Annotated in this window: 10 protein-coding genes and 1 other annotated feature; of the genes, 3 read left to right on the top strand and 7 right to left on the bottom strand. The window is 36.3% G+C overall.

Annotation, left to right across the window (positions count from 1 at the left end):
- The first annotated feature begins 170 nt into the window (after positions 1–170).
- Both BAQ48_RS05635 and BAQ48_RS05630 read left to right on the top strand, forming a co-directional pair.
- Positions 171–635, top strand: coding sequence for a hypothetical protein (locus BAQ48_RS05635; RefSeq protein ID WP_071710338.1), 465 nt, complete (start codon positions 171–173; stop codon positions 633–635).
- A gap of 262 nt (positions 636–897) precedes the next feature.
- Positions 898–1113, top strand: a complete 216-nt coding sequence (locus BAQ48_RS05630; RefSeq protein ID WP_071710340.1) for a bacteriocin immunity protein — start codon at positions 898–900, stop codon at positions 1111–1113.
- Positions 1114–1519: 406 nt separating this feature from the next.
- On the opposite strand, the gene BAQ48_RS05625 is transcribed toward BAQ48_RS05630, so the two are convergent.
- Positions 1520–1648 (bottom strand): hypothetical protein, encoded by a 129-nt coding sequence (locus BAQ48_RS05625; RefSeq protein WP_000050940.1) that lies wholly within the window; start codon positions 1646–1648, stop codon positions 1520–1522.
- 150 nt (positions 1649–1798) lie between these two features.
- Here BAQ48_RS05625 and BAQ48_RS05620 point away from each other — a divergent pair, with 150 nt between their 5' ends.
- Positions 1799–2101, top strand: coding sequence for a YjdJ family protein (locus BAQ48_RS05620; protein WP_071710337.1), 303 nt, complete (start codon positions 1799–1801; stop codon positions 2099–2101).
- A gap of 79 nt (positions 2102–2180) precedes the next feature.
- Here the strand turns inward: BAQ48_RS05620 and tyrS are convergent, their stop codons facing one another.
- From tyrS to acsA, 6 genes are all read right to left on the bottom strand, one after another.
- Positions 2181–3437, bottom strand: coding sequence for a tyrosine--tRNA ligase (tyrS, locus tag BAQ48_RS05615; RefSeq protein ID WP_071710336.1), 1257 nt, complete (start codon positions 3435–3437; stop codon positions 2181–2183).
- A gap of 70 nt (positions 3438–3507) precedes the next feature.
- Positions 3508–3736, bottom strand: a binding site (T-box leader).
- Between the two features lie 77 nt (positions 3737–3813).
- Complete coding sequence (locus BAQ48_RS05610; RefSeq protein ID WP_071710335.1) at positions 3814–4059, bottom strand: hypothetical protein; 246 nt, start codon at positions 4057–4059, stop codon at positions 3814–3816.
- Complete coding sequence (locus tag BAQ48_RS05605; RefSeq protein WP_071710334.1) at positions 4040–4585, bottom strand: RNA polymerase sigma factor; 546 nt, start codon at positions 4583–4585, stop codon at positions 4040–4042. Before BAQ48_RS05605 ends, BAQ48_RS05610 begins: the two co-directional genes overlap by 20 nt.
- Positions 4566–5021: a hypothetical protein gene (locus BAQ48_RS05600; RefSeq protein ID WP_071710333.1), complete on the bottom strand. Its 456-nt coding sequence runs from the start codon at positions 5019–5021 to the stop codon at positions 4566–4568. The genes BAQ48_RS05605 and BAQ48_RS05600 overlap by 20 nt, the downstream gene beginning before the upstream one ends.
- Before the next feature lie 66 nt (positions 5022–5087).
- Entirely contained in the window at positions 5088–5645 is a 558-nt protein-coding gene (locus BAQ48_RS05595; protein ID WP_071710332.1) for a maltose acetyltransferase domain-containing protein, read from the bottom strand.
- 87 nt (positions 5646–5732) lie between these two features.
- Positions 5733–7451: an acetate--CoA ligase gene (gene acsA, locus BAQ48_RS05590; RefSeq protein ID WP_071710331.1), complete on the bottom strand. Its 1719-nt coding sequence runs from the start codon at positions 7449–7451 to the stop codon at positions 5733–5735.
- Positions 7452–7570: the final 119 nt, after the last annotated feature.

Here is a 7570-nt window from a genome sequence, read left to right as displayed (position 1 = left end):
CGCTGAATTTTGAGGTGGGGGTCTTACTGCCCATTAAAGCGGGATAAATTTGCAAAGACTTCAATTTCACGTACGAAAAAAGAAACAAATTTAGGGGAAATTTTGAGACGTATTTTAAAGAAATGAAAGGTAAATATGCTATTAAGATTAGATTTAGGGAGGAATAATTGATGGCATATGATTTAGAACTTGAAATAAAAGAGGTACTTGAGAAAATTGAATTTGTAGAAAGATATAAATCCTTATCAGAAAAATTTCCCGATAGAACAAATACATTTGAAAACTATGAAAATGAAAAAGCTATTGAAGTATTCGAGTCTCTTGGCTATAAAGCTCGTTACAATAAAAAAGAAGACTTTTTTATTGCAGGAGAAGTAAAAAACAAAGATGTCTACACCTTTAGATTCAACATCAGCTTAAAATATGGTGTTGCTGAATTGATTTGGGAAGCATGGCATAATGGTGAAGTTAGAGCTGGAGACCCTTGGGACATATTTATAAGATTGTTATCAAATGACATGGAAAAAGTACCCGTGCTATATTTCCACAGTTACGATGAACTCAAAGAAATTATGAAAATCGCCTTTGAAATGTACGAAGATTTTAAACAAGAATTAATTCCTATCTATTCATAATTTTATATATAAGAAAGGAAATCTTATCCTATACATAAAGAAATCCGACTCACAAGAGCCGGATTTCTTTATGTATCTAAACTTGAGACGTTGCGCCTTGGAAACATGAATAGAGGGAGATGGTCTTATGCTAAGAAAATATTATTCACAAAACACTCATTTACAACCATTTTTTGAGGAAGTTAATAAATATGTAGATGGTATTCACAACCTAAATATCATTTCGGTAAAAAAGGTTAATGATTATGAAAGGATGGTTAGTATGACACTCAAAATGACGAAAGAAGAACTGATAAATCTAGTAAGTAAAATTGTAGAGTGTGAAGGAACTGAAGAAGAGATTGATGAAATGATAGAAGTTGTAGAAAGAAATGTTCCACATCCAGAAGTAAGTGATCTAATATATTGGAATGATGAAGACCTTACTCCAGAACAAATAGTAGATATAGCATTAGCATATAAACCAATACAGTTTTAGAATTTAATAATGTCTTACTCTTGCTACATAAATAACAATAAAGTTAATGCTTTATTAGATAAAAATTAGAAGAGTTATAAATTCAGCAAAAATGATTTCAAAATATTTTACTATCTTTCTCCTAAGTGGAAATTGTAATCAAAAACAAAATCCAAAATATAATAAAAATCCAATTCTTATGAACTGGATTTTTTATTTACCTCATCTGTACATAAGTTTCATTTCAATCACAAATAGCTTTAGCTGATGTCATCGAATTACAAGAAATTTACCAATGGAGTTAGGATTGGAGTTATAAAAACAAATGAAGAGCTAACTCTCGCACAAATAAAGCTATACAAATGAAAAAGCTACCGAAGGCAACTAAACAGTTACTTCGAGTAGCTTTTATTTATATATATTAAAGTTATTTATTTTCCTCTTTCTGAACATATACATAAGCATCTTTCTGCTCTTTATGTATATCAACCTTCGAATTCTCTGCAAGCTGCCCCGCATTTAGCAAAGAAAAAATAATGAGCGCTTCTAGTGACATTTCGTTTTACCACTCCTTTCTATTTGTTATACATTTATCATACCGCTTACATGTGATTTCCGTATGAACTCGAAAAGGAGATTACAACAAAAAGGTTACAGGCATACGAATGCACGCTACAATAACCATAAAATAGGAGGTGAATTCTTTTTGACAATAAACCAAATGGTTCAATTAGGCAGTGCCTGTATGCTTTTTATTGCTTCAGCACTTATAAGTTGGTATCAGGGAAGTAATTTAATAGATTACCCTGATGAATGGAAATATAGCGCTAAGTTTACGAATTACTTTAAAGGCACTGTTTCAAATTACCAAGATATTTATCAAATTGATTTCTTTATATATGCAGCAAAATTCTATCCGGCGGCATTTATCGTTATGCTAATTAGCTTACTTTATATGCTCATATTAATTCTTTATATTCTATTTAAAAGAAACTATCCGGCGATTTAAATCCATACATAAAAAAACCCGAATCATAAACTTTTCAGCCTACAATTCGGGGTACTATTTGTTATATATTCGTTTCTGATTAGTAACGAATTAAGAAATATTTCTTCTTACCGCGGCGAATGATTGTGAATTTACCTTCGATGCGGTCGTTTTCTGTTACAACGTAGTCTAATGCTTGTGTACGCTCACCGTTTACGTAGATTGCGCCGTTCGTTACATCTTCACGTGCTTGACGTTTTGATGGAGAGATTTTGCTTTCTACAAGTAAGTCGATTAATACTGTATCTTCTGCAGTACGTTCTACAGATGGTACGTCTTTGAATCCTTGTTCGATTTCGCTTGCAGTCAGTTCTGCTACAGAACCACTGAATAGTGCAGCTGAAATTTTAATTGCTTGCTCTAATGCTTCTTCGCCGTGAACAAGTTTTGTCATTTCAGAACCTAATGCTTTTTGTGCTGCACGTTTTTCTGGTGCTTCAGCTACTTGCTTCTCAAGCTCAAGAATTTCTTCATGAGATAAGAATGTGAAGTATTTTAAGTATTTAACAACGTCGCGGTCATCTGTATTAATCCAGAATTGGTAGAACTCGTAAGGAGTTGTTTTTTCTGGGTCTAACCAAATTGCGCCGCCTTCTGTTTTACCAAACTTCGTACCGTCAGATTTAGTAACAAGTGGAATTGTTAAACCGAATGCTTTCGCATCTTCTTCTGATTTACGGATTAATTCAAGACCAGCTGTAATGTTACCCCATTGGTCACTACCACCGATTTGTAGGCGGCAATTATGGTGTTTGTATAAGTTTAAGAAGTCGTATGATTGTAAAATCATATAACTGAATTCAGTAAATGAAATACCAGTCTCTAAACGAGATGCTACTGTATCTTTTGCTAACATATAGTTTAAACCGAAGTTTTTACCGATATCGCGTAAGAATGAAATTACATCTAAGTTACCAAGCCAATCATAGTTGTTAGCCATTGTTGCTGGGTTATCCACGTTTTCAAACTCTAAGAAGTTTGAAAGTTGGTTTTTAATGCTTTCTGTGTAGTAAGCAACTGTATCTTTCGTATTTAATGTACGCTCTGCTTTTTTACCACTTGGGTCACCGATCATACCAGTACCACCGCCAACAAGTGCGATTGGTTGGTGACCAGCTAATTGGAAACGACGTAACATTAATACTGGTAACATATGACCGATGTGTAAGCTATCCGCTGTCGGGTCGAAACCACAGTATAATTTAACGCTTTCTTTTTCTAATAATTGCTCAAGGCCCTCAGCGTCTGTTTGCTGATTAATTAGACCGCGAAATTCAAGATCTTGTAAAATACCCATATCCTACATACTCTCCTTTAAGTTCATTACTGGCGTGAAGGTTGAAAACATAAAAAAATCGCCCCTTCAAATAAGGGACGATTTTGATTATCGCGTTACCACCCTAGTTGCAGGCAAAAAAAGCCTACCACCTTATTTACATAACGGCTTAGCACCGTCTTTTCCCTTTTGAATACAATTCAATCGAAAAAAGATGCTCTAGGGGCGTAATTCGCGATCATCTATGTGCTGATTTCCACCGACCATCAGCTCTCTAAAACAGGGAAATGATCACTACTTCTCCCTTTCCACGCTCAATTATTCATATACTTTTCTTTATACCATCATTTATATAGGCGTGTCAAATAAGGGCCGGATTTCTCTGCTTACCAATCCTTTACAACGTCGCACAGAATATCGTAATAAGAGAAAGAATTGGAACACCGACTAATAGTGAGATATGAAAAACAATGGATAAATCATTCCCAATCGTCGCCTCCACAGGATCTTTCGCCGGAGAACCCATAAATCCGATTAATCGATCGAAGCGACTTACCGCTTTTGGAAAATCTGGTATTTCTATATGGTCACTATCTAAATGTTGCTGTAATTTATATTCATTCTTAAAGGGATTTTCGCTCAATTTCATCCACCTCCAGCAATTGTTTCAATTTCTTTATTCCGTTATGAAGTCTCGACTTCACCGTTCCGACTGGAATCTCTAATACCTCTGCAATTTCTTTTTGCTGCATGTCATGATAATAAGAAAGGATTAGGACCGCCCTTTGCTCTTCTGGAACTTTCAAAATTGCTTCTCTTACTGTGAGCCGATCTTCGTGAGAAAATTCTTTTTCCTGAATCGGCACTAAAAATGGCAAAAGCGTACGCCACTTTTTTCTTCTATTTAATTTATTAATCATAAGACGATAACCAATTTGAAATAAATACGTTTTTATTTTGCCCTTTTCAGGTTCATACATATGTTTCTTACGCTCTAGCGTCAAAAACGTATCTTGCACGAGGTCGATACTCAATTGTTCATCTCGGTTAAATCGATACAAAAATGTGTATAGCGCTGGTTTGATCAAAACATATAGTTTTTCTCCCGCCTGCTTATCTCCACTTTGATACGCAAGCATGAGTTCCTCCTCAATCCCAATCTGCGCCATGATTTTTGATCTCCTTTATTCCTTTTAACGTTAATGAAATGCGGGAAATTAAATAGCAACTAGCGACAATGATCCATACTTGCGATTGATTCGTAAAAAATTGAACATACGGGTTTTGAATTGTCTGTCCGGTTGAAACTAAAATATTTAATGCTTGCACACATATGCATGCATACACTGCAAGACAAGCTGAAATCGTATCAAATACATTCCAGCGAAAGTACACTTTTGTTTTTGTAAAATCAATTTTATATCCTTTTTTCCGTACTATATATTTTCTATCAAATGGAATGATGATGGAAAACATAACAATCATCATAACGCCAGCTGTAATCATTGAAACTTTAAATCCGATTGGCATCGGTAATAACAAACCACAAGAAAATACGACTATAATTCCAACTAAAGCAAAAGTAAGAAGTAATTTATTAGACATAAAAAAGCCTCCCTCATCTATTCTTTCACAAATGTATACAGACGAGGAAGGCGCTTCGTTCAAATATTATTTTATTTTTTTAATAATCTTTGCAGGATTCCCGCCAACTACTACATTATCCGGTACATCTTTTGTTACGACGGCGCCAGATGCGATAACAGCATTGTCTCCAATTGTTACACCTGGATTAATAATCGCTCTTCCGCCAATCCATACGTTATCGCCAATTGTAACTGGCTTTCCGTATTCTACTCCGCTTATGCGCTCTACTGGATCAAGCGGGTGTGTCGCTGTATAAATGTGAACGCCTGGAGCTAACATACAATTCACGCCGATTGTCACCGGGCATACGTCTAAAATCGTACAATCAAAGTTCGCATAAAAATTTTCACCAACATGAATGTTGTAACCGTAATCGCATCTAAAAGAAGATTCAAGGTGAATATTGTCTCCTGTCGTTCCGAATAATTCTTTTATGATTTCGCTACGCTCTTTTAACTGCACTTCTGGCGTAGCATTGAATTTTCTCGTTAATACACGTGCTTGCGCTCTCTCTCGTACTAAAACTGGATCAGCCGGTATGTACATTTCTCCTAATATCATCTTTTCTTTTTCTGTTTTCATCCTACTATCCCCTTTAACTCGTATATATAAGTTTATGATACCATAAAAAAGAAAGGTCTGAACGTTTTTCGTTCAGACCTTTCTCTCTTAATCTTCCATCGTCGATAAGTCACCTGTTGGTAAATTTAACTCCCACGCTTTTAATACGCGGCGCATAATTTTACCACTTCTCGTTTTCGGTAATTTATCTTTAAATTCAATTTGCCTTGGCGCTGCATGAGCTGCTAGGCCTTTCTTTACAAATTGACGAATTTCTTCTTTTAATTCTTCTGATGGCTCGTATCCTGCTCGAAGTGCGATAAATGCTTTAATGATTTCGCCGCGAACCGGATCAGGAATACCAATTACACCAGCCTCTGCAACAGCAGCGTGCTCGATTAATTTACTTTCTACTTCAAACGGTCCAACGCGCTCACCTGACGTCATAATTACATCGTCAATACGTCCTTGGAACCAGAAGTATCCGTCTTCATCCATATAAGCTGAATCACCTGATACGTACCAATCTCCCGGCATGAAGTAAGACTCGTACTTTTGCGGGTTATTCCAAACCGCACGCATCATAGATGGCCAACCTTTCGCAATTGCTAAGTTCCCCATTGTGTATGGAGGCACTTCATTTCCATCATTATCAACAATCGCTGCTTTCACACCTGGAATTGGTTTACCCATTGACCCTGGACGGATTTCCATACAAGGGTAGTTACAAATAACTTGTCCACCTGTTTCTGTCATCCACCACGTATCATGAATACGAAGTCCAAATGCATTCATACCCCAGCGAATTACTTCTGGATTTAATGGCTCACCAACGCTTAATACGTGGCGCACTTGTGATAAATCATATTTTTTAATTGCATCTTGTCCAGCACCCATTAACATACGGAACGCTGTTGGTGCACTATACCAAACTGTTACACCGTAATCTTGCAGTGCTTCATACCAAGCTTCTGGGCTAAAGCGGCCACCTAAAACAACATTTGATGCTCCAACTAACCACGGTGCGAAAATACCGTAAGCCGTTCCAGTTACCCAGCCTGGATCAGCTGTGCACCAATATACATCGTCTTCTTTTAAATCTAATACCCACTTCGCCGTTTGATAGTGCTGTACCATTGCGTTTTGCGCATGTAGAACACCTTTTGGCTTACCAGTAGAACCAGACGTATAGTGAAGAATTAAACCTTCTTCACGGCCTAACCATTCGATATGTAATTCTTTTGAAGCTTGTTCAAATAAAGGATTGAACGCTACCGTTTTACCGCCTTCTTCTACATTATCTCCAACAAGGAAGACTGTTTTTAAAGCAGGTAAATCATTTAATGGTACACGCTCTAACAATTCAGGCGTTGTAATTAACACCTTCGCTTCGCTATCTTCTAAGCGATCGCGAACTGCACCTTCCATAAATGCTTCAAATAGCGGCCCAACAATTGCCCCTAATTTCACCGCACCTAAAAGTGCAAAATATAATTCTGGAGAACGCGGCATAAAAATAAAAACGCGATCGCCCTTTTCAACATCGCCATAATTTTTCAGGACGTTTCCTGCTTTATTAGAAAAATCCTTCATTTCCTTAAATGTATATTTCTCTTTTCGCGATCCATCTTGATAATAAAGGGCTACTTTATTTTTACGATCGGATTTCGCATGCTTATCAATTGCTTCATACGCCATATTTACTCGGCCTGTCTCATTCCAAGTAAAATTTTTATTAACCTCTTCCCAGTTAAAATTCGCGTATGCCTCTTCATAATTCGGCAAATTATTTTTTCCTTTAATGACTGGAAGCGTTTCTACTTTCATACTTTACATCCCCCTCCTATGTATTCTATTATCTATTATAATGACATTATTTAAAATTTTCAGTATATTTGTTGATTTTTAGACAAATTTTTAATGACAAAATTCGATTCACATCGCAT

The sequence above is a fragment of the Bacillus luti genome (assembly GCF_001884105.1).
In the GTDB taxonomy this organism is placed as follows: domain Bacteria; phylum Bacillota; class Bacilli; order Bacillales; family Bacillaceae_G; genus Bacillus_A; species Bacillus_A luti.
This window is presented reverse-complemented; position numbering and strand designations above follow the sequence as displayed.

Excerpts from the sequence above, each read along its gene's own strand:
- BAQ48_RS05635 (WP_071710338.1), top strand. The coding sequence starts at position 171 with ATGGCATATGATTTAGAACTTGAAATAAAAGAGGTACTTGAGAAAATT.
- BAQ48_RS05630 (WP_071710340.1), top strand. The coding sequence starts at position 898 with ATGACACTCAAAATGACGAAAGAAGAACTGATAAATCTAGTAAGTAAA.
- BAQ48_RS05625 (WP_000050940.1), bottom strand. The coding sequence starts at position 1,648 with ATGTCACTAGAAGCGCTCATTATTTTTTCTTTGCTAAATGCGGGGCAG.
- tyrS (WP_071710336.1), bottom strand. The coding sequence starts at position 3,437 with ATGGGTATTTTACAAGATCTTGAATTTCGCGGTCTAATTAATCAGCAA.
- BAQ48_RS05605 (WP_071710334.1), bottom strand. The coding sequence starts at position 4,585 with ATGGCGCAGATTGGGATTGAGGAGGAACTCATGCTTGCGTATCAAAGT.
- BAQ48_RS05600 (WP_071710333.1), bottom strand. The coding sequence starts at position 5,021 with ATGTCTAATAAATTACTTCTTACTTTTGCTTTAGTTGGAATTATAGTC.
- BAQ48_RS05595 (WP_071710332.1), bottom strand. The coding sequence starts at position 5,645 with ATGAAAACAGAAAAAGAAAAGATGATATTAGGAGAAATGTACATACCG.
- acsA (WP_071710331.1), bottom strand. The coding sequence starts at position 7,451 with ATGAAAGTAGAAACGCTTCCAGTCATTAAAGGAAAAAATAATTTGCCG.